The 18,349-nt window shown below is 63.2% G+C and carries 17 protein-coding genes; 9 read left to right on the top strand and 8 right to left on the bottom strand.

Features of this window, described 5'->3' with window-relative positions; genetic code table 11:
- Positions 1-23 precede the first annotated feature (23 nt).
- The 4 genes from MKZ91_RS13125 to MKZ91_RS13110 all read left to right on the top strand — a co-directional run bounded on the left by MKZ91_RS13125 (position 24) and on the right by MKZ91_RS13110 (position 4,942).
- On the top strand, positions 24-749 hold the full coding sequence (locus MKZ91_RS13125) for an ABC transporter ATP-binding protein (protein WP_336171305.1): 726 nt from the start codon (positions 24-26) through the stop codon (positions 747-749).
- Entirely contained in the window at positions 746-3,298 is a 2,553-nt protein-coding gene (locus MKZ91_RS13120; RefSeq protein ID WP_336171304.1) for an ABC transporter permease, read from the top strand. Before MKZ91_RS13125 ends, MKZ91_RS13120 begins: the two co-directional genes overlap by 4 nt.
- A 224-nt stretch (positions 3,299-3,522) precedes the next feature.
- Positions 3,523-4,260 (top strand): Bax inhibitor-1/YccA family protein, encoded by a 738-nt coding sequence (locus MKZ91_RS13115; RefSeq protein ID WP_336171303.1) that lies wholly within the window; start codon positions 3,523-3,525, stop codon positions 4,258-4,260.
- A gap of 124 nt (positions 4,261-4,384) precedes the next feature.
- A complete protein-coding gene (locus MKZ91_RS13110; protein WP_336171450.1) occupies positions 4,385-4,942 on the top strand; it encodes a GNAT family N-acetyltransferase in 558 nt (185 codons plus the stop codon).
- Between the two features lie 202 nt (positions 4,943-5,144).
- Here the strand turns inward: MKZ91_RS13110 and MKZ91_RS13105 are convergent, their stop codons facing one another.
- From MKZ91_RS13105 to acnA, 3 genes are all read right to left on the bottom strand, one after another.
- Positions 5,145-5,549 carry a DUF2794 domain-containing protein gene (locus MKZ91_RS13105; RefSeq protein WP_336171449.1) on the bottom strand — a complete coding sequence of 135 codons (405 nt, stop codon included), beginning with the start codon at positions 5,547-5,549 and terminating at the stop codon, positions 5,145-5,147.
- A gap of 329 nt (positions 5,550-5,878) precedes the next feature.
- Positions 5,879-6,652: a DUF1223 domain-containing protein gene (locus tag MKZ91_RS13100; protein WP_336171302.1), complete on the bottom strand. Its 774-nt coding sequence runs from the start codon at positions 6,650-6,652 to the stop codon at positions 5,879-5,881.
- Positions 6,653-6,856: 204 nt separating this feature from the next.
- A complete protein-coding gene (gene acnA, locus MKZ91_RS13095) occupies positions 6,857-9,547 on the bottom strand; it encodes an aconitate hydratase AcnA (RefSeq protein ID WP_336171301.1) in 2,691 nt (896 codons plus the stop codon).
- A gap of 270 nt (positions 9,548-9,817) precedes the next feature.
- Between acnA and ccmA the strand changes: the two genes are divergently transcribed.
- The 5 genes from ccmA to MKZ91_RS13070 all read left to right on the top strand — a co-directional run bounded on the left by ccmA (position 9,818) and on the right by MKZ91_RS13070 (position 12,878).
- Entirely contained in the window at positions 9,818-10,468 is a 651-nt protein-coding gene (gene ccmA, locus MKZ91_RS13090; protein WP_336171300.1) for a heme ABC exporter ATP-binding protein CcmA, read from the top strand.
- Between the two features lie 36 nt (positions 10,469-10,504).
- The gene (ccmB, locus tag MKZ91_RS13085; protein WP_336171299.1) at positions 10,505-11,164 is read left to right on the top strand and encodes a heme exporter protein CcmB; all 660 of its coding nucleotides are present in this window, start codon (positions 10,505-10,507) and stop codon (positions 11,162-11,164) included.
- Positions 11,165-11,329: 165 nt separating this feature from the next.
- Positions 11,330-12,100: a heme ABC transporter permease gene (locus MKZ91_RS13080; protein WP_336171298.1), complete on the top strand. Its 771-nt coding sequence runs from the start codon at positions 11,330-11,332 to the stop codon at positions 12,098-12,100.
- Complete coding sequence (ccmD, locus tag MKZ91_RS13075; RefSeq protein ID WP_336171297.1) at positions 12,097-12,273, top strand: heme exporter protein CcmD; 177 nt, start codon at positions 12,097-12,099, stop codon at positions 12,271-12,273. Before MKZ91_RS13080 ends, ccmD begins: the two co-directional genes overlap by 4 nt.
- A complete protein-coding gene (locus MKZ91_RS13070) occupies positions 12,270-12,878 on the top strand; it encodes a DsbE family thiol:disulfide interchange protein (protein ID WP_336171296.1) in 609 nt (202 codons plus the stop codon). Before ccmD ends, MKZ91_RS13070 begins: the two co-directional genes overlap by 4 nt.
- Positions 12,879-13,127: 249 nt before the next feature.
- Here the strand turns inward: MKZ91_RS13070 and MKZ91_RS13065 are convergent, their stop codons facing one another.
- The 5 genes from MKZ91_RS13065 to dapF all read right to left on the bottom strand — a co-directional run bounded on the left by MKZ91_RS13065 (position 13,128) and on the right by dapF (position 18,343).
- Complete coding sequence (locus MKZ91_RS13065; RefSeq protein WP_336171295.1) at positions 13,128-13,718, bottom strand: DUF2585 domain-containing protein; 591 nt, start codon at positions 13,716-13,718, stop codon at positions 13,128-13,130.
- Complete coding sequence (locus tag MKZ91_RS13060; protein WP_336171448.1) at positions 13,715-14,347, bottom strand: septation protein A; 633 nt, start codon at positions 14,345-14,347, stop codon at positions 13,715-13,717. Before MKZ91_RS13060 ends, MKZ91_RS13065 begins: the two co-directional genes overlap by 4 nt.
- 109 nt (positions 14,348-14,456) lie before the next feature.
- Entirely contained in the window at positions 14,457-16,142 is a 1,686-nt protein-coding gene (gene ftsY, locus MKZ91_RS13055; RefSeq protein WP_336171294.1) for a signal recognition particle-docking protein FtsY, read from the bottom strand.
- Between the two features lie 18 nt (positions 16,143-16,160).
- Positions 16,161-17,435 (bottom strand): tRNA (N(6)-L-threonylcarbamoyladenosine(37)-C(2))-methylthiotransferase MtaB, encoded by a 1,275-nt coding sequence (gene mtaB, locus MKZ91_RS13050; RefSeq protein WP_336171293.1) that lies wholly within the window; start codon positions 17,433-17,435, stop codon positions 16,161-16,163.
- Positions 17,432-18,343 carry a diaminopimelate epimerase gene (dapF, locus tag MKZ91_RS13045; protein ID WP_336171292.1) on the bottom strand — a complete coding sequence of 304 codons (912 nt, stop codon included), beginning with the start codon at positions 18,341-18,343 and terminating at the stop codon, positions 17,432-17,434. The genes mtaB and dapF overlap by 4 nt, the downstream gene beginning before the upstream one ends.
- Positions 18,344-18,349: the final 6 nt, after the last annotated feature.

The raw sequence follows: 18,349 nt of genomic DNA, 5'->3' as shown, positions 1-18,349 counted from the left end.
AGTTTCATATAGGGTTGTTTCGCTTGGCCAGCACCATCATCGAACTCAAAAATGCGGATCTGACCCTGGGCGAGGCGGCAGCGTCCGTGCATGTGCTGAAAGGCATGAGCCTGACGATCGACGCCGGCCAGTCTGTCGGTATCGTCGGTCCGTCCGGTTCGGGAAAGTCGACATTGCTGATGGTGCTTGCCGGTCTCGAGCGATTGGACCGTGGCGAGATCATCATCGACGGCACGCCGTTGCATCGCCTCGACGAAGACCGGGTGGCGGATTTTCGTGGGCGCAACATCGGCATCGTCTTCCAGTCCTTCCACCTCATTCCCAATATGACGGCGCTGGAAAACGTTGCCGTTCCGCTCGAACTTGCCAATGTTGCCGGCGCCTTCGAGATTGCCCGCAAGGAACTCGTCGCCGTCGGTCTCGGCGAGCGGATGAGCCACTATCCGGGCCAGCTGTCGGGCGGCGAACAGCAGCGCGTGGCGATCGCTCGCGCCTTGGCGCCCTCGCCGAAACTGCTGATCGCCGACGAACCGACCGGCAATCTCGACGCCGAAACCGGGCGGCAGATCGCCGACCTGCTTTTCGCCGAACAGCGTGACCGGGGCATGACACTCGTTCTGGTGACGCACGATGCCGCCCTTGCCGACCGCTGCGTGCGGCAGGTGCGGGTGCGCTCGGGCGAGATCGTGTCGGACGGCGAAGCGGACGTGCTGCCTTCAGCGCTGCGGCAGGAGGCGGCTTCGGCATGAGCGGCATCTCACCGGTTCGGCTCCAGCCGCTGCTTGCCCTTCGCCTGGCGCTGCGCGAAATGCGCGGCGGCCTCAAGGGCTTTTACATCTTCCTCGCCTGTATCGCGCTCGGCACTGCGGCGATCGCGGGCGTCAATTCACTGTCGCAGTCGATCACTGCGACCATCGCTTCCCAAGGGCAGGAACTGCTCGCCGGCGACATCCGCTTCGAGCTAAACAACCGGGTGGCGACGGTGGATGAACGTGCCTACCTCGATAGCCTCGGGCAGGTTTCCGTTTCCGCCGGCCTGCGCTCCATGGCCCGGCTGCCCGATGGCTCCAACCAGGCGCTGGTCGAACTGAAAGCGGTCGATTCCGTCTATCCGCTCTATGGCACAGTACAAAGCGAACCGGACCGCCCGCTCGCTCAACTTCTCGCGCGCGACGGCGACGTGTTCGGTGGCGTTGTGGCGCCGCTGCTGCTCGATCGTCTCGGGGCCAAGATCGGAGACGAGATCCTGCTCGGCAATGCCCGTATCCGCATCGACGGCACGATCGTGCGTGAGCCGGATGCGCTGTCGGACGGTTTCGGTTTCGCGCCGCGGCTGATGATGTCGTCGGAGGCGCTTGTCGCATCCGGCCTGGTGCAGACCGGAAGCCTTGTCGAGCACAGCTACAAGGTCAGGGTTGCCGATCCGACGAGGATCACGGCCATCCGCAGCGATGCTGAAAAACGTTTCCCGTCGGCTGGATGGTCGATCCGCACCAGTGGCAATGCCGCACCGTCGCTGACGGCAAACATCACCCGATTCTCGCAGTTCCTGACGCTGGTCGGCCTCACGGCGCTGATCGTCGGCGGCGTCGGCGTTGCCAATGCGGTGCGCGCCTATCTCGATGCCAAGCGCAGCGTGATTGCGACCTTCAAGTGCCTGGGCGCCCCGGCCGCGCTGGTGGCGATGATCTATCTCGCGCAGATCCTGCTGATTGCATCGATCGGCATCGCCATCGGCCTTGTGCTCGGGACACTGATCCCCTTCGTCGCTGCGCAGTTCCTCGCCGACATGCTTCCGGTTCCGACGACGTTCCGGCTCTATCCCGGTGCGCTCGGCCTTGCAGCCCTCTTCGGCGTTTTGACGGCCCTCGCCTTCGCCATCCTGCCGCTTGGCCGGGCGCGCGCCATCCCGGCAACGGCGCTCTTTCGCCAGCAAGGCTTCGATCCCTCGGGCTTTCCCGCCTGGCCCTATCTGCTCGGCGCATTCGCCTGCCTCGCAGCGCTTGCGGGCCTGGCGATCTGGACCGCCTATGATCGCACCATCTCGTTGGTGTTCCTCGGTGCGATCGCCTTCGCCTTCGTCGTCTTACGCGCGGTGGCGCTCGCGATCGCGTGGCTTGCGCGCCGGAGCCCGCGCGTCAACTCGCCGGCGCTCAGGCTCGCGATCGGCAACATCCACCGTCCCGGCGCGCTGACGTCTTCGGTGGTGCTGTCGCTTGGCCTGGGGTTGGCACTGTTGGTGACGCTGGCTTTGATCGACGGCAACCTGCGTCGCGAACTCACCGGCAACATGGCGGAGCGGGCGCCGAACTTCTTCTTTGTCGACATCCAGAGCAGCGAGATCGACGGGTTCCGCTCGGTGCTCGAACGGACGATGCCCAAGGGCAAGATCATCGAGGTGCCGATGCTGCGCGGGCGGATCATTGCCTTCAACGGCGAGGACGTGAACAGCCGCAACGTGCCGCCCGGCGGCCAATGGGTGCTGCGCGGCGATCGCGGCATCACCTACGCCAAGAACAAACCGGAGAACTCGACGCTTTCCGAAGGCAGCTGGTGGCCGGCCGACTATAGCGGCGAGCCGCTGGTCTCGTTCTCGGCCGAAGAGGCGGGTGAACTTGGCCTGAAGATCGGCGACATGGTCACCGTCAACGTGCTCGGGCGCAACATCACGGCGAAGATTGCCAACTTTCGCAATGTCGAGTGGGAGTCGCTGTCGATCAACTTCGTCATGGTGTTTTCGCCGAACACGTTTGCCGGCGCGCCGCATGCGTGGCTCGCGACCGTCATCGATCCGGCGGCAACGCCGGCGGAGGAAGCGGCGGTCCTGAAGGCGGTCACCAACGCCTATCCGACGATCACCAGCGTCCGGGTGAAGGATGCTCTCGACATTGTGAATGGCTTGCTTGGGCAGCTTGCAACGGCGATCCGGGCTGCTGCTGCGGTCGCCCTTGTGGCCTCGGTTCTGGTGCTTGCCGGTGCGCTTGCCGCCGGCAACCGGGCGCGGGTTCACGACGCGGTGGTTCTTAAGACTTTGGGGGCGACACGGGCCACGCTCATCAGGGCATTCAGCTACGAATACATCATTCTTGGGCTCGCGACGGCGGTTTTTGCCCTGTTTGCGGGCGGTATCGCCGCCTGGTTCGTCGTCAGCCGGGTCATGACGTTGCCCTCGAGCTTCCTGCCTGACGTCGCCATCCTGACGGTGCTCGGCGCATTGGTGTTGACCGTCGGCATCGGTCTTGCCGGCACCTGGCGTATTCTCGGGCAGAAGGCGGCGCCTGTGTTGCGCGAACTTTGATGGGGCGAGTTAACCGTAAAACCCTGTCGCACAAGGCCTGAATCGGTTCGGCTCGCTCAAATCCGGCGGCTTCGGGTCTTGTATGCAAAGGGTTTCGGCCTCATATTTATCCACAGGCATGCTGGAGCTCCGCAGCGGCGCCTGGGCGTGGAAGCGAGTCTTCCAAGGCGAGACTGTTCGCCGCCCGACACCGTAACTTCCACCGGAGCTTAAACGAGGAAACAATGGCTGATCTGAGAAACTACCAAACCCGAATGTCGCCCGCCGGCGCTCAGGCGGGTGCCATGATCGATGAGGGCCTTCGCGCCTATATGCTGAAGGTCTACAACCTGATGGCCCTGGGCCTGGCGATCACTGGCGTGGCAGCTTACGGAACCTATGCGCTTGCCGCCTCCAACCCGGCATTCGCCCAACTTCTCTACGCGTCGCCGCTGAAGTGGGTCGTCATGCTCGCTCCGCTGGGTCTCGTGTTCTTCATGAGCTTCCGCATCAATAGCATGAGCGTATCTGCCGCGCAGACGACGTTCTGGATCTATGCGGCCCTGATGGGACTGTCGCTGTCGTCGATCTTCCTGGTCTTCACCGGCCAGAGCATCGTGCAGACGTTCTTCGTGACCGCCGCTTCGTTCGGCGCTCTGTCGCTCTACGGCTACACCACGAAGAAGGACCTGTCCGGCATGGGCTCGTTCCTGATCATGGGTCTGTTCGGCGTCATCATCGCGTCGATCGTCAACATCTTCCTTGGCTCCTCGGCGCTCGCCTTCGCGATCAACGTGATCGGCGTGCTGATCTTCGCTGGCCTGACCGCCTACGACACGCAGAAGATCAAGGAAATGTACTTTGAAGCCGATGACGGCACTGTCGCCGGCCGCAAGGCGATCATGGGCGCCCTGACGCTCTACCTCGACTTCATCAACCTGTTCATGTTCCTGCTTCAGTTCATGGGCAACCGGAACAACTAAGCTTGAAACGACAGACGGGAAAGGCGGCTTCGGCCGCCTTTTTTGTTGCCTGAAACCGGCTTGATCGGACCGAGGCTCCGTGGGAGTGATGAACAGACGTAACCTCGAGACCCAGCTCAGCACCATGTCCCTGACCCTACGCGACGCCACGCTCGCCGACCTTTCGGCCATCACCGAGATCTATCGTGAATCGGTTCTCAACGGTGTGGCCACCTACGAGATCACGCCGCCGTCCGAGGCGGAGATGCGAAGCCGGTTCGAGACGATCATCAGCAACGGCTACCCCTACGTCGTCGCGCTCGACGGCAGCGGCGTCATCGTCGGCTACGCCTATGCGTCGGCTTTCCGCACGCGCACGGCCTATCGCTTCCTGGTGGAGGATTCGATCTATCTGGCGCCGGACGCGCGTGGCAAGGGCGCCGGCAAGGCCTTGCTCGCGCACCTGGTCGAGCGTTGCACCGAGCTCGGCTTTCGGCAGATGGTGGCGGTGATCGGCGGCGCCCACCCGGCGTCCATCGCCGTGCATCGTTCTGCCGGCTTCGAACACCAGGGCACGATGAAGGCGACCGGCTTCAAACACGGCCGCTGGCTCGACACCGCGATCATGCAACTGGCGCTGGGCGACGGCCAGGCAAGCGACCCTCCGGAAGACGTTTATCCGGATTCGCTCTACAGGGGCTGATTCGGCGCGCCCGTGCCGCGAACTGCCGGTGCGATCCGACAGCTGGGCCGGGCGACACCCAAGCAGTGCCTGCAGCGGATCAAAGTGAGGCGCAGGATGATGCCCGATCGAGAGCGCCTTGCGTTCGGATGAACGCACAAAGGACGCTCTGGAACCTGGATTCTAGAACTGTCTCCGCCAATCCAGTTCAGAGCAGGATGCTCTAGGTCTCCACCAGCCGCAGAACCTTGTCGAATACCTTGAGCACCTGAGCGAGTTCGTGACCACGCTTCAGGATCGTGCCGTGGACGTTGAGAACGCTGTAAGCGCCTTGCTTGGCCGCCAGCTTCGGGTTCTTTTCGATCCGGTAGAGCGGCATCTCGCCCGAACGCTTGAACACCGAAAAGACGGCGCGGTCCTTCAGGTGGTCGATGGCGTAGTCCCGCCATTCACCTTCGCCAACCATGCGACCATAGACCCAGAGGATCTGGTCGAGTTCGCGGCGATGAAAGGTGACGGGGAGGGGGTCCTTGGCATTTCGGTATTCGTGAAGATCGACAACCACATCCGAAGTGGTGTGGCGCTGATGTCGCGCCTCGCCTGGCGGCAAGTCCGGCTCATCGGTCATCGGCAATCCGGCCTTCTGTTGTGACAGAACGATAACAGTGTGCCTGACACGAGCCGAAAAGCAAGCTGGAAGCGGTTGGACGATGAGGGCATTTCTTGCCTCTGCCCCAATTCAGTCAAATCGCCGCCCCAATTCACCGCAAAACTCGCGGGCGCTGACGGACAGAGTCGTTGCCACCGTATGTCCGGTCAGGTCGTCATGCTGCGGGAGTTATCGAACGCAGCCATGGCCGGTTCGGTCCGGTAACTTCGAACCCTCAGCCCCAGCCCCTCGATGCTGCCGGGCCGAACCACCCCCTTGCGCTTCGCGCTCCTGTCCGCTTGTCGGGCTCAGAGCTTGCCTTGGGGGCCGGCGAGCACAGCCGTCGCACCGACGATGGCTCCCGGTGTTTCCTTGTCCTTCATCGACTGCAACAGAACGGCGCAGCCGCTATTTCCCGGGCGCTCGGTCAACACAGTTGCGGGAAGGGTAAAGGTCGCAGGCCTTCCGTCCCACATGCCGATCGTCTGAATGTCGCGCACTGCATGCCAATAGGGGACTTCCTTGCCGATGTTTTCGCCCTTTTCCATCTTCACGATTTTTGCACGGTCGAAATAGACGACCACGACATTCGCCTTGCCGATGCCGCTGCCAACGGTGATCTGGATTTCTTCGCCAAGGATCTTGGCCTCGACGGGAACAGCGAGCCCCTTGCCCTCTGCCGTCATCGTCTCGAGCCGCGTCTTGATGGCCTGAAGGTTGCCGCCGTTCAGATGGTCGCGGCCATTGAGGATCGCCTGCGGCGTGTAGACGCCGTTGCGGCCGAGCATGCGGGCATAGGCATATTGCCGCTCGGTATTCTCCTTGGATGCAAGTGTGTCGGCCCAGCCGAGATAGTTCCAGTAGTCGACGTGGTAGGCAAGCGCCACCACATCGCCCTCGTCGATCAGCTTCTTCAGTGCCGCATCCGCCGGCGGACAGGAGGAGCAGCCCTGGCTGGTGAAGAGTTCGACGACGCCCTTGATCGCCTGTCCGTCCTGCGCTCCGGCCGGTGCACCTGTGGCTGCAAGCAGCCCCAAAGCCAGTGCAAGAGGGCGAATGAAAGAACGGTCTGCGGATGTCATGGCGTCACTTCGTTGGGGCCGTCGGCCTACTCCTTATTGGGGAGGTCATTACATACGACGGCTACGCGTCAACGGGAAGTCACGTTGGAGTGAGATTGCAAGTGAGCGGCGCTGCGCGCCTCGGCTTTAGCCGGCGATGCTCCAAAGAAAAGCCGGGGCGCCTTGCGGCGTCCCGGCTTCATCATTTCCTCAGGTCGCGACCAATCAGGCGGCGAGGTCGCGCAGAACCGTCTGCAGGATGCCGCCGTTGTTGACGTAGGTCACTTCGTCCAGCGTATCGATGCGGCAGATCAGCGGAATGTCCTTCACGCTGCCGTCGCCATAGGTGACCTTGGCGACGCGCTTTTCGCGCGGCTGGACATTGGCAAGGTTGTCGATGGTGACGATCTCGTCGCCCTTGAGGCCGAGCGTCTCCCAGGTCGTGCCTTCTTCGAAGACGAAGGGGATGACGCCCATGCCGACGAGGTTCGAGCGGTGGATACGCTCAAAGGACTGGGCGATGACGGCCTTGACGCCGAGCAGGTTGGTGCCCTTGGCAGCCCAGTCACGCGACGAACCGTTGCCGTATTCGACGCCGGCGAAGATGACGAGCGGAACGCCTTCTTCCTTGTACTGCATGGCGGCGTCGTAGATCGACATCTCTTCCTTCGACGGATAGTGGATGGTGTAGCCACCTTCCTTGCCGTTCGGGCCGAGCATGTGGTTGCGGATGCGGATGTTGGCAAAGGTGCCGCGCATCATCACCTCATGGTTGCCGCGGCGCGTACCGTACTGGTTGAAGTCGGCAACGCCGACGCCATGACCGATGAGGTAGGAACCGGCCGGCGAGGCCGCCTTGATCGAACCGGCCGGCGAGATGTGGTCGGTGGTGATCTTGTCGCCGAAGAGACCGAGGACGCGGGCGCCCTTGATGTCGGAGATACCCGAACCGGTCTTGCCCATGCCGACGAAGTAAGGAGGGTTCTGGACGTAGGTCGAAGCATCGTCCCAGGCGTAGGTCTGGCCCGGAGGAACCTGAACGGCCTGCCAGTTTTCGTCGCCCTTGAACACGTCTGCGTACTTGGTCGCGTAGAGCTCACGGGTGACGTACTTGAAGATGAACTCCTGGATTTCCTTCGAGGTCGGCCAGATGTCCTTGAGGTAGACCGGCTTGCCGTCCTTGTCCTCGCCGATTGGCTCCTTGGTCAGGTCCTTCTGGACCGTGCCGGCAAGCGCGTAGGCGACGACGAGCGGCGGCGAGGCGAGGTAGTTCGCCTGGACGTCCGGCGAGATACGGCCCTCGAAGTTGCGGTTGCCCGAGAGAACGCCGGCGGCGATCAGGCCCTTGTCGTTGATCGTCTTCGAGATCGGACCCGGCAGCGGGCCGGAGTTGCCGATGCAGGTCGTGCAGCCGAAGCCGACGAGGTTGAAGCCGAGCGCGTCGAGGTCCTTCTGCAGGCCCGACTTGGCGAGGTATTCGCCGACGACTTGGCTTCCCGGTGCAAGCGAGGTCTTGACCCACGGCTTGGACTTCAGGCCCTTGGCGACGGCGTTGCGGGCGAGCAGGCCGGCTGCGATCAGCACCGACGGGTTGGAGGTGTTGGTGCAGGACGTGATTGCGGCGATGGCGACGTCGCCGTGGCCGAGGTCGAAGTCGGTGCCTTCAACCGCATAGCGGTTCGAGAGCTGGCCCGGCTTCTTGTAGTCGTTTTCGAGCGCGGTTGCGAAACCGGAGGCGATGTTTTCGAGTGCGATGCGGCCTTCCGGACGCTTCGGACCAGCCATGGCCGGTACCACGTCGCCGAGGTCGAGTTCGAGCGTGTCGGTGAAGACGAGCTCGGAACCATCACCCTCGCGCCACATGCCTTGCGCCTTGGAGTAGGCTTCGACGAGCGCGATGCGCTGCTCTTCGCGGCCGGACATGGTGAGGTAGTTGATCGTTTCGCTGTCGACCGGGAAGAAGCCGCAGGTCGCGCCGTATTCCGGGCCCATGTTGCCGATGGTGGCGCGGTCGGCGAGCGTCATGTTGTCGAGGCCCGGGCCGAAGAATTCGACGAACTTCGAAACCACGCCCTTCTTGCGCAGCATCTGAACGACCATCAGCACGAGGTCGGTGGCGGTGACGCCTTCCTTCAGCTTGCCGGTCAGCTTGAAGCCGATGACCTCAGGCAGGAGCATCGAGACCGGCTGGCCGAGCATCGCCGCTTCCGCTTCGATACCACCGACACCCCAGCCGAGAACGCCGAGGCCGTTGATCATGGTGGTGTGGCTGTCGGTGCCGACGCAGGTATCCGGGTAGGCGGTGATTTCGCCGCCTTCTTCGCGGGTCCAGACCGTCTGGCCCAGATACTCCAGATTGACCTGGTGACAGATGCCGGTGCCGGGCGGAACGACGCGGAAGTTCTTGAATGCCTGCTGGCCCCACTTGAGGAAGCGGTAACGCTCGCCGTTACGCTGGTATTCCAGCTCGACGTTGCGGGCAAAGGCGTTCGGCGTGCCGAATTCGTCGACGATAACGGAGTGGTCGATGACGAGGTCGACGGGAACGAGCGGGTTGATCTTTTCCGGGTCGCCGCCGAGCGAGACCATCGCGTCGCGCATCGCAGCGAGGTCGACGACGGCCGGAACGCCGGTGAAGTCCTGCATCAGCACGCGGGCCGGACGGTAGGCGATCTCGTTTTCAGCCGTGCCCTTGTCGTTGAGCCAGACGGCAATATTCTCGATGTCCTTCTTGGTGACGGAGCGGCCGTCTTCGTTGCGCAGCAGGTTCTCGAGCAGAACCTTCATCGAATAGGGCAGCTTGGATACGCCGGCGAGACCGTTTGCCTCAGCCTTGGGCAGGCTGTAATAGACGTAGTCCACACCGTTGACGGTGAGCGTGGAGCGACAATTGAAGCTGTCTAGGGACTTGGACACTGGATAATACCCCGTTCCGTCTGATCGCCAAAAACTGACGTACGAACGCCCGAGCGCCTGTGAAGCGCAAATTGGGATGCGGGTGCGGCCATTTCCGCTGTCCGTACGTGGAAATTCATTCCATGTTCGGCGCTAGGATGAAATTCACGCCGACCGCTGGCGTGTTGGCCGCCTTATAGATAATTTCTCCAAAACGTGCCAGAGCAACGAAGGTCCAATTGGAACTTTTTTTGCTCTGCGGCAAAGAGTGTGAAGGGAAGTTAAAAATTCATGCGTCTCATCGCTGAAGGTTTGAGCGCCAGGCGCGGTGATGACCTGATTTTTAACGATATTTCCTTCGTTCTGGGTCATTCGGAAGCCCTTGTCGTGACCGGTCCGAACGGGTCGGGAAAGTCGACTTTGCTGCGGGTTCTGGCGGGCCTTCTGCGGCCCGAGAGCGGGCACCTGAAACTTGAGAATGGGCCCCCGGAAATCGCCCACCCATCCGAGCTCAGTCACTATCTCGGACACCGCAATGCGATGAAGCGCGAACTGACCGTCGCGGAAAATCTTTCCTTCTGGCAGCGCTTCATGGGTGATTCGCCGGGAGGCGTCGGCGTCGGCCTGACGGAGGCCGTCGAGGCGGTCGGCCTGCCTGACATCGCGCATCTGCCTTTCGGCTATCTCTCGGCCGGCCAGCAGCGCCGCATGGCGATGGCGAAACTGCTCGTCGCCCATCGGCCGATCTGGTTACTCGACGAACCGACCGCAGCACTCGACGCCGGCGCCGACCGGTTGTTTGCGGATCTAGTGAAGGCGCATCTCGAAAAAGGCGGCATCGTGATTGCGGCGACCCACCAGCCGCTCGGGCTCGACGGCACGAAGGAACTGCACATGAAGGGTTTTGAGCATCTGGCAGGAGATCACTGGCATGATGCATAGGAGCCCGACCGTGATCTGCGCCCGGGGACGAACGGCATGATCGCGCTCTTCTTCCGCGATCTCAAACTGGCGATCCGCGCCGGCGGTGGTGCGATGATCGGCGTTCTCTTCTTCATGACCGTGGTCGCCGTCATTCCCTTCGGTGTCGGCCCGGACCTGAACCTGCTTTCGCGCATCGGTCCGGCGATCCTCTGGATCGGCGCGCTGCTCGCCTCTCTGCTCGGTCTTGACCGGCTTTTCCAGGCAGAGCGCGACGACGGTTCGCTCGACCTGATGCTGATGCAGGAAACGCCGCTGCTTTTCACCGTCTTCGTCAAATGCGCGGCCCATTGGGCAGCGACCGGATTGCCGCTGGTGATCGCCTCGCCTTTGCTCGGTCTGTTCATGAACATGAGCGAGATCGCGATCGGCGCGACCATGCTGACGCTGCTGATCGGAACGCCGGCCATCACCTTCATCGGTGCCGTCGGTGCTGCCGTTGCCGTGTCGCTGCCGCGCGGCGGGCTTTTGGTCTCGATCCTGGTGTTGCCGCTGGCGATCCCGGTGCTGATCTTCGGCGTCAGCGCCGTCTATGCGGCGATCGAGGATCCGGCGCCGTTCCTGCCGCCGCTGATGATCCTTGCGGCAATCACGCTTTTCTTCGCCGTCATCGGTCCGGTTGCGGCGGCGGCCGCGCTTCGCCACGCGTCCGATTGACGCAATCGGCATGGATCGGGCGAAAGTGTTTGCAGCCTTTCGAACGAATCCGCGCTAACCTCTTCAGATCGATCACGTTTATGATCCGGCATCTCAAACGCAATGTGATCGCGCGATTGACGCGGATCAATTGCAGCCGCAGGTCTTACGCGCTAAAGAGCCACCATGAGCGAAAACAGCCTGGCTATCCGCAAATTCAGCGATCTCGCCAACCCCACGCGGTTCCTGGCGCTGGCCGACCGTCTGTTGCCCTGGCTTGCCGGGTTGACTGCACTGTCCTTCGCCGTCGGCCTCTGGCTCTCCTTCACCACAGTGGGCGACTACCAGCAGGGTGAGACCGTGCGCATCATGTATGTGCATGTGCCGGCCGCCTGGCTGTCGATGATGTGTTACTCGGTCATGGCGCTGGCAGCGCTCGGCACGCTCGTCTGGCGGCATCCGCTCGCCGATGTCTCCTCGCGGGCCGCGGCCCCGATCGGTGCCTGTTTCACCTTCCTCGCGCTCGTCACCGGCTCGCTCTGGGGCAAGCCGATGTGGGGCACCTGGTGGGTCTGGGACGCGCGGCTGACCTCGGTCTTCGTGCTGTTCTTGATGTATCTGGGGCTGATGGCGCTCAACCGTGCGATCGACGATCCGGCCCGCTCCTCCAAGGTTTCGGCCGTTCTGGTGCTGGTCGGCTTCGTCAACATTCCGATCATCAAGTTCTCGGTCGAGTGGTGGAACACGCTGCACCAGCCGGCGAGCGTCATGCGGCTCGACGGGCCGACGATCGATCCGGAGTTTCTGCGTCCGCTGATCGTCATGGCGATCGCGTTTACGCTTTTGTTCTTCACGCTGCACATCGCCGCCATGCGCAACGAGATCCTGCGCCGGCGGGTCACGGCGCTGCGCAGGCTCGCCGCTCGCAGCGCCGGTCGGGGAGCGCGCGCGCAATGATGAGCCACGCCGCCTACGTCTTTACGAGCTATGGAATAGCGACGCTGACGGTTCTCGGGCTGATCGCCTGGGTCGTGCTCGATGGCCGCGCGCGTCGGCGCGAACTTGCCGAACTCGAGGCCTCGGGCGTTCGCAGGCGCTCCGCCGAACCGGCGTCCGGAGAGACACGATGACCAGCACCCCAGCTCCCGGTAGCGAAGAGCGCAAGCCGGGCCCCACGCGCTTCGTGCTGGCCGCGCTGCCGCTGATCATCTTCGCCGGGCTTGCGGCAATCTTTTGGAGCCAGCTCAATTCCGGCAAGGATGTGAGCGAAATCCCGTCCGCACTGATCGGCACCAAGGCGCCGAAGCTCGACATGCCGGCGCTCGAGGGTGCTACGCGCGACGGCCAGCCGATGCCGGCGCTGACCGATCAGGCGATCAAGGGCAAGCTGACGCTCGTCAACGTCTGGGCCTCCTGGTGCGTGCCCTGCCGTCAGGAGCATCCCTTCATCCTCGAACTGTCGAAGGATCCACGACTGACCGTCGTCGGCATCAACTACAAGGACCAGAACGAAAACGCGCTGCGGTTCCTCGGCGAGCTTGGCAATCCGTTCTCCGCGGTCGGCGTCGACCCGCGTGGCAAGGCGGCGATCGACTGGGGCGTCTACGGCATCCCGGAATCCTATCTGGTCGGTGCCGACGGTACGATCCTCTACAAGCGGGTCGGCCCGTTTGACGAGGAGAGCGTCAAGAACGGGTTGCTGCCGGCGATCGAGAAGGCGACTGCGGGTTCGTAGTCTCTCTGGCACTGCTGTTGCTGACTGCCCCTCATCCGACCTGCCGGCCACCTTCTCCCCGCTTGCGGGGCGAAGGAGACTAGCGGCACCCGCCTTGCCAATCTCATTCGGATCGCTTGGCAGCAGGCGCAAATGGTCTTGCTCGGCGGTGATGTAGCGGAGGGAGAGTGCGTCATCTTCCTTCTCCCCGCTTGCGGGGAAAAGGTCGCGGCAGCGGGATGAGGGGCTGAAGCGAACTCCGAAGCCCGCTTAAATCCCCGCCTGCCAGTCCCTGACCGCATCGAGCGGCCACACCAGCATCAGCACGTTGAGCGTGAGATTGTCGCGGATCAGCCAGCCGGTGAAGAGCTCGAAGACGATAGCGGTCGTTACCGTCAGCCAGACGGGCATGCGGGCGGCGAACAGGAAGCCGGCGACCATGGCCAGCGTGTCCATCGTCGAGTTCAGGATGCTGTCGCCGAAATAATCGAGCGAGATCGTCGCCGAGCGGTAGCGGTTGATGACCATCGGCGTGTTCTCGGCGATCTCCCAGGCGGATTCGATGACCATCGCCAGGAAGAGCTTTGCCGACAGCGGCTTCTTGCGCAAAAGCAGGTGGCTGAGGCCGTAGAACAGGAAGCCGTGGATGATGTGGGACGGCGTGTACCAGTCGGCGATGTGCTGCGAGTTGCCGCTGGATTTGACCACGGGTTCGAACAGTTTGACGTAGCCGCAATCGCAGATCCAGATGCGGCCCATCAGGTGCTGGGTGACGATCTGGACGGCAAGGACCGCGAAACAGGCGATCAGCCAGAGGAGTGCGTGACGGTTGCTGTCATTCTCCTCAAGCGTCGTGCTCACTCGGCGTTCTCCTGGTCCAGCGAGTGTTTCATGATCAGCGGCATCTGCGCGAGCGTGAACAGGATGGTGATCGGCATCGTGCCCCACACCTTGAAGGCGACCCAGAAGTCCGTGGAGAACGAGCGCCAGACCACTTCGTTGAGGACCGCGAGGAAGAGGAAGAACAGGCCCCAGCGCAGCGTCAGCTTGCGCCAGCCGGCTGCGTCGAGCTTGAAGGCGGAGTGGAAGACGTAGCCGAGCAGAGATTTGCCGAACAGAAGGCCGCCGAGCAGGATCGCGCCGAACAGCGTGTTGACGATCGTCGGCTTCATCTTGATGAAGGTGTCGTTCTGGAGCCAGAGCGTCAGGGCGCCGAAGACGAAGACGACGATGCCAGAGATCAGTGGCATCATCGGCAGGGTGCGGGTGAGCACCCAGGACACGGCAAGCGCAATCGCGGTCGCGGCCATGAACAGGCCGGTGGCGATGAAGATCGGGCCGCCGAGTTCGGCCAGCGCCGGGAAATGCCCAGCCAGCCATTCGCCGCGCGAGTTGGCGAAGAAGAAGACCATCAGCGGTCCAAGCTCCAGCACCATCTTGAGCAAGGGGCTGACTTCCTTCTGCGGCTTGGTAGCCTCGATCGACGACATTTCCGGGTCCTGTTTCTGCATGTGCCTGCTGCTCATAACACCAGCTTTGCGGCAAAACCATATCAAGGCAGCGGGCCCGCGCAAACGCACGGGCGCCAATATGGCCTCGTCAGGCGGCGACGCCGGCGATCGCTTCGGCGAAATCCTTGGCCTCGAACGGCTCCAGATCATCGATGCCTTCGCCGACGCCGATGAAATAGACCGGCAGCTTGTGCTTGGCGGAGATGGCAACGAGGATGCCGCCGCGCGCCGTGCCATCGAGCTTGGTCATGATCAGACCGCTGACGCCGGCGACGTTGCGGAAGATCTCGACCTGCTGCAGCGCGTTCTGGCCAGTCGTAGCATCGAGCGTCTGCAGCACCGTGTGCGGCGCGTCGGGGTCGAGCTTGCCGAGCACGCGCACGATCTTTTCAAGTTCGGCCATCAGCTCCGCCTTGTTCTGCAGGCGGCCGGCGGTGTCGATGATCAGCACATCGGATTTCTTCTCGCGCGCCTGCTGGAAGGCCTCATAGGCGAGACCCGCCGCATCGGCGCCGAGCTTGGAAGAGACGATGTCAGACTTGGTGCGCTCGGCCCAGATCTTCAGCTGCTCGATGGCGGCGGCACGGAAGGTATCGCCGGCGGCAAGCATGACCTTGAGGCCAGCGCCCGAAAGCTTGGCGGCGAGCTTGCCGATCGTCGTCGTCTTGCCTGTGCCATTGACGCCGACGACGAGAATGACGTGCGGCTTGTGGCTGAGGTCGAGTTCCAGCGGCTTGGCGACGGGCGAAAGCACCTTGGTGATCTCGCCGGCCATGATGCGCGACACGTCTTCGCCGGAGACATCCTTGCCATAGCGCTCGGAGGCGAGGGTGTCGGTGATGCGCATTGCCGTCTCGACGCCGAGGTCGGCCTGGATCAGGAGGTCTTCGAGATCCTGCAGCGTCGCCTCGTCGAGCTTGCGCTTGGTAAACAGGCTGGCGATCTGACCGGTCAGCTGCGACGAGGTGCGGGCAAGGCCGCGGCGCAGCCTCTGGTACCAGCTGAGTTTTTCCTTCGGCGCCGCAACCGGCTCTTCCTTGGCTCTGTTTTCGGCGGTCGCAAAGCCCTTGGGGAGGGCTGCGGGTGCAACAGGAGCTTCGGCGACGGGCTCGACAGGTGCTTCGAGGGCCGGCTGTTCGGCGACTGGCGTCTCTACGGTCGGCGCTTCAGAAACCGGTGCCTCGGGGACCGGCGTCTCAAAAGCGGTGTCGCTCTTGGCGACGACGTCTTCGACAGGTTCCGCATCTGCCGGTGCCACGTGGCTTGCTTCGGCGTCGATCGCTTGCGTTTCAGCGTCGGCGACTTCTTCCTGCTCAGCCAGATCTTCAGGCTCGACGGGCGGTTCTTCAGGCGCGGTTTCCAGAAGCTCGCCGTAAGTGTCCAGCGCCTCCTGCTCGGCCGGCGACAGTTCATGCCGCTCGATGGCAGGCCCGGCGAATGCGAGGGTCTCTTCGCCGGAGGTCTCGTCAGATGCCGGCCCGCCTGCGGTCTCGATCTCTGCCGGCAGGATAGGGTCTTCCACCGCAAGCGGCAGCGCTTCGAGATCCGACAGCGGCTCAAGCAGTTCTTCCGACGTTTCTTCGGCCGTCGGCTGTTCATCGACAGAGGCTTGTGCCGGGGTGATCTCTTCAGGGAATGCGGGCTCCGGTGCGGCCGGTGTTTCGGCCGTCACCGTCGCTGCGGCGTCCGCCTCCGGCGTGACATCCTGCGGCTTCGTTTCCTCCACCGCGCCCTTGCCGAAGGTGAAGATCCTCTTGATGAAACCCATTGCCATTCAGGAATTCCGCATAAGTCAGGCCGCAGCCATCTGTTTTACCTGCATCGTCAGATGCTTGCCATTGTGGCCGGTGATTGAGACCGGGACAAGCGCGCGGGGTTTGAGGCCGGCGGCATCGACGAGCGTGAAGTTTTGCGTGTGCGCGAGCCCGTTGTTTTCGACCAGGATCGTCTGCTCGCTGCCGATCATCCCGTCGAGATGGCGGTCATAAAGCGTCGCGCCGACGGCCCGCAGGCGCGCGGCACGGTCCTTGACGAGGCCGCGGTCGAGTTGCGGCATGCGCGCGGCCGGCGTGCCGCGACGCGGGCTGTAGGGGAAGACGTGCAGATGCGCAATGCCGCAATCCTCGGCAAGACGCGCGGCATTGTCGAACATCTCTTCGGTTTCGGTCGGAAAGCCCGCGATCATGTCGGCGCCGAGGCTGACATCGGGGCGCAGCCGGCGCACTTTATCCGCAAAGGCGCGTGCGTCGGCGCTCGAATGTCGGCGCTTCATGCGCTTGAGGATCATGTCGTCACCGTGCTGCAGCGACAGGTGCAGGTGCGGCATGAAGCGCGGCTCGTCGGCGATCAGGTCGAACAGATGCTTGTCGGCCTCGATGCCGTCGATCGAGGAAAGGCGCAGGCGGTGGATCTCCGGCACCTGCTTCAAAAGGGTCTTCGCCAGCAGACCGAGTGTCGGCGTGCCCGGCAGGTCGGCGCCGTAGCTGGTGGCATCGACGCCGGTGAGCACGATCTCGCAATAGCCCGTTTCGACAAGCTTGCGCGCTTGATCGACCACGGCGCCCATCGGCACGGAGCGCGAATTGCCGCGGCCATAGGGGATGATGCAGAAGGTGCAGCGGTGGTCGCAACCGTTCTGCACCTGGATGAAGGCACGCACGTGGCCGTCGATGTGCTTGACCATCTGCGGTGCGGTGGCGCGCACGCTCATGATGTCGTTGACGCGCAGCTTTTCTTCCGCCGACACGCCGAAATCGGGCAGCGAACGGTAGGAGGCGCTCTTCAGCTTTTCCTCGTTGCCGAGCACGGCGTCGACCTCGGCCATTTCGGCAAAGGTTTCCTTCTCGGTCTGCGCGGCGCAGCCGGTGACGATGATGCGGGCGTGCGGATTGTCGCGGCGGGCGCGGCGGATCGCCTGGCGCGCCTGTCTCACGGCCTCGCCGGTGACGGCGCAGGTGTTGACGAGAATGGCGTTGTTCAGCCCAGCCTTCTCGGCTTCCGTCCGCATCACTTCGGATTCGTAGGTGTTGAGACGGCAGCCGAAGGTTATGACCTCGACGCCGCTCAAAGCGCCCGGGCTCCGCCGGCTTCAGCCTCGTCGCGCTGCCAGGCGCCGGTCGTCGGGTTCAGCGTGCCGGACCATTCCCACTCGGCCGGGCCGGTCATGACGACATGATCGTTGCTGTCCAGCCATTCGATGGTGAGCTTTGCCGGGGCGGGGGCGGAGGCGACGTCGATCGTCACCTTGCGGCCAGTGCGACCGGTGCGCGCGGCGCTGACGGCAGCCGCGCAAGCCGCCGAGCCGCAGGCAAGCGTCAACCCGGCGCCACGTTCCCAGGTGCGGGTGCGCAGCGACGAAGGCGAAAGCACCTGCGCCAGCGTGATGTTGGCGCGCTCGGGAAACATCGGATGGTTCTCAAGCAACGGGCCGAAGCGGTCGAGATCGAAGGACATCGGATCCTTGTCGACCCAGAAGATCGCGTGTGGATTGCCCATCGACATGGCCGAGGGCGAATGCAGGACGGGATTGTCGATCGGGCCTATCTGCAGCTCGATGCGGCTGGTATCGGCAAATTCCTCGGCAAGCGGGATCTTGTCCCAGGCAAAGACCGGCGTGCCCATGTCGACCGATATCGTGCCGTCCTCATGCTCGTGGGCGTTGAGGATGCCGGCAATGGTCTGGAAGGTGAAAGCCTTCTTGCCGGTTTCGGCGGCAAGCGCCTGGACGACGCAGCGTGTGCCGTTGCCGCAGGCCTGGGCCATTGAGCCGTCGCAATTGACGATGTCGATCCAGGCGTCGGTGCCGGCCGCCTTTGGGTCGTGGATCGCCATGATCTGGTCAAAGGCGGTTGCCGGGTCAGCATTGAGCGCGACTGCGGCCGCCGGCGTCACCCGATCCTTCCGACCGCGCATGTCGACGACAAGGATCTTGTTTCCAAGCCCGTTCATCCTGGCAAATTGCACGTTGTCAGTCATGTCGCG

This window comes from Ensifer sp. MJa1, from assembly GCF_037026475.1.
In the GTDB taxonomy this organism is placed as follows: Bacteria; Pseudomonadota; Alphaproteobacteria; order Rhizobiales; family Rhizobiaceae; genus Ensifer.
Note: the sequence above shows the minus strand (reverse complement) of the source record. Positions and strands in the feature narration are given on the sequence as shown.

What these genes read in the sequence shown, in the direction of transcription:
- MKZ91_RS13110 (WP_336171450.1), top strand. Translation starts at nt 4,385, where the DNA reads ATGTCCCTGACCCTACGCGACGCCACGCTCGCCGACCTTTCGGCCATC.
- MKZ91_RS13115 (WP_336171303.1), top strand. Translation starts at nt 3,523, where the DNA reads ATGGCTGATCTGAGAAACTACCAAACCCGAATGTCGCCCGCCGGCGCT.
- MKZ91_RS13060 (WP_336171448.1), bottom strand. Translation starts at nt 14,347, where the DNA reads ATGTCGTCGATCGAGGCTACCAAGCCGCAGAAGGAAGTCAGCCCCTTG.
- ftsY (WP_336171294.1), bottom strand. Translation starts at nt 16,142, where the DNA reads ATGGCAATGGGTTTCATCAAGAGGATCTTCACCTTCGGCAAGGGCGCG.
- MKZ91_RS13080 (WP_336171298.1), top strand. Translation starts at nt 11,330, where the DNA reads ATGAGCGAAAACAGCCTGGCTATCCGCAAATTCAGCGATCTCGCCAAC.
- ccmA (WP_336171300.1), top strand. Translation starts at nt 9,818, where the DNA reads ATGCGTCTCATCGCTGAAGGTTTGAGCGCCAGGCGCGGTGATGACCTG.
- MKZ91_RS13120 (WP_336171304.1), top strand. Translation starts at nt 746, where the DNA reads ATGAGCGGCATCTCACCGGTTCGGCTCCAGCCGCTGCTTGCCCTTCGC.
- ccmB (WP_336171299.1), top strand. Translation starts at nt 10,505, where the DNA reads ATGATCGCGCTCTTCTTCCGCGATCTCAAACTGGCGATCCGCGCCGGC.
- MKZ91_RS13070 (WP_336171296.1), top strand. Translation starts at nt 12,270, where the DNA reads ATGACCAGCACCCCAGCTCCCGGTAGCGAAGAGCGCAAGCCGGGCCCC.
- MKZ91_RS13105 (WP_336171449.1), bottom strand. Translation starts at nt 5,549, where the DNA reads ATGACCGATGAGCCGGACTTGCCGCCAGGCGAGGCGCGACATCAGCGC.
- ccmD (WP_336171297.1), top strand. Translation starts at nt 12,097, where the DNA reads ATGATGAGCCACGCCGCCTACGTCTTTACGAGCTATGGAATAGCGACG.
- MKZ91_RS13100 (WP_336171302.1), bottom strand. Translation starts at nt 6,652, where the DNA reads ATGACATCCGCAGACCGTTCTTTCATTCGCCCTCTTGCACTGGCTTTG.
- dapF (WP_336171292.1), bottom strand. Translation starts at nt 18,343, where the DNA reads ATGACTGACAACGTGCAATTTGCCAGGATGAACGGGCTTGGAAACAAG.